The sequence below is a fragment of the Streptomyces sp. NPDC046900 genome (assembly GCF_040644975.1).
GTDB lineage: Bacteria > Actinomycetota > Actinomycetes > Streptomycetales > Streptomycetaceae > Streptomyces.
In genome coordinates, this window is the sequence record NZ_JBEYXD010000229.1 from 1 (window position 1) to 1,941 (window position 1,941).

At 63.0% G+C, this 1,941-nt stretch carries 1 protein-coding gene; it reads right to left on the reverse strand.

Annotated features, from left to right (window positions below):
* Nucleotides 1-87: 87 nt before the first annotated feature.
* Nucleotides 88-1,431, reverse strand: coding sequence for a group II intron reverse transcriptase/maturase (gene ltrA, locus ABZ904_RS51110; RefSeq protein WP_361831184.1), 1,344 nt, complete (start codon nucleotides 1,429-1,431; stop codon nucleotides 88-90).
* Nucleotides 1,432-1,941 lie beyond the last annotated feature (510 nt).

A 1,941-nucleotide genomic window follows, 5' to 3' on the forward strand; every position in this document is an offset into this window, starting at 1 on the left:
GATCGGGTAGGGAGGCCGGTTCTCCCGGCCCCCCTCCCACACCACCGGACATGCGGGCCTCGCATCCGGCGGTTCGTTCAGTTGATCTCAGGCGGTCCTGAGACGCTGCCACAATGCGGCAAAGGACTTGTAGCCCTCAGCGTCCCAGTAGGCGTTGTCCAGGGCGCGGTTCATTTCAATGGAGAGAGATGCTTTCCACTTCCGATGTCCGGCGACCAACCGCACGTCATCGGGCACCTCTTGGCCAAGCCTTCGCACCATGCGGACTCGGTTGGTGGCGTTCTTCCATTCGATCCATCGCACCTGGCGAAGCCTCCGGCGGGTCCACTCATCGAGCTGCTTGAACGTCCAAGAGGAGTCCGCAACCTTGAAGTAGGCAACCCATCCAGTCATGAACCTCCGCAGCTTCTCCAGTCGGTGTTCCATGGACACTCCCCAGGACCTAGAAGTGATCGTCCGGACCGTCTTCTTCAGGCGGTAGACCGCCTTCCGGTCAATCCGGATCCTCACCGGCCCTTTCCCACCGGCTCGGTAGTAGCCGAACCCGAGGAGGGAGACCTTGAACGCTGGAGCCGCTTTGGATTTCTCCCGGTTCACCTTCAGCTTCAGCCGCATCTCGATGAAGGTCGTAACCGACGCGAGCACGCGGCTGGCCGCCCGCTCCGAACGGACGAAGATCATGACATCGTCCGCGTAACGTACGAAGCGGAGGCTGCGCTTGAAGAGTTCGCGGTCAAGGTCGTCCAACATAATGTTGGAAAGCAACGGGGAAAGCGGGGAGCCTTGCGGCGTCCCCTCCTCCGATGCCACGACCGACCCCTCGGCCATGATGCCGGCCTCCAGGTACCGGCGAATCAGCTTCAGGACCTTCTTGTCCTCCACCCGGCGGGCCACTCGCGCCATGAGCGCGTCGTGATTCACACGGTCGAAGAACTTGTCCAGATCCAGGTCCACCGCCCAGCAGTTCCCGTCCTCGACCGCCCGCTTTCCGACCTTCACGGCCTGGTGGGCGGAGCGTCCCGGACGGAACCCGAACGACGCCCCGGAGAAATGAGGGTCGAAGACGGGCACGAGGGCCCGCGCAATAGCCTGCTGGATCAGTCGATCCAGCACACGTGGGACACCCAGCATCCGTTCGCCACCGTTCGGCTTAGGGATAGTCACCCGACGGACGGGAGCGGGCTGATATGTCCCCGCGTCAAGCTCGGCCCATACAGAGGGCCAGTTTTGGGCGATCCACGGCCGCAGTTCCTCCGTGGTCATCCCGTCGACTCCGGGGGCTCCCCGGTTTGCTTCGACGCGCCTGAGCGCCGCGAGCAGATTCTCCTTCGAGAACACCGTCTCCCAGAGGAATGCGGTCTCGCGGTGATTGTTGTCCCGGTGAAGCGCCGTCCGGTCACTGCGCTCCCCAGACGGGTCGGCCGTATGCACCGGCCTTACCGCTTGGGGATCTGCCGAAGCAGTCTTGCAGCGGTCAACGTGACCCGATCGAGCAGACACCCTTCTTCCAATCCACTAAACGTTCGGTCCTTCCCGAGCCCTTGTCGGCCTGCTGCCTACCCGTCTCGGTACTACGACCTCTGCTGACTTCTGTCCGGCAAACCCGGGCCATTGCTGGTCCGGGTCGTCACAATCTCCGCCATCACACAGTTACAGGTGACACCCGGACAGACCTCCCCAGATAAGAACGACAACTTTCCCCGGACCGCCGCCGCGTCTACGTGGTGGCCTTCTTGGTGAGAACGGGCTTCGGCGCAATCGGCCGCCTTACCCAGTCCACCCCGCCTCTACACGGTTCTTGTACATCGGTGCCCGGTTTCGCCTCCGGCTTCCTCCGGACCCCACCTCACGGTGACGCCCTTGCCCTTGGCTAGCGAGTTAGTCTCACCTCTCCTCGTCGGGACTTTCACCCTTTAGTTGTCGCCCATGCTGGGCGTACCG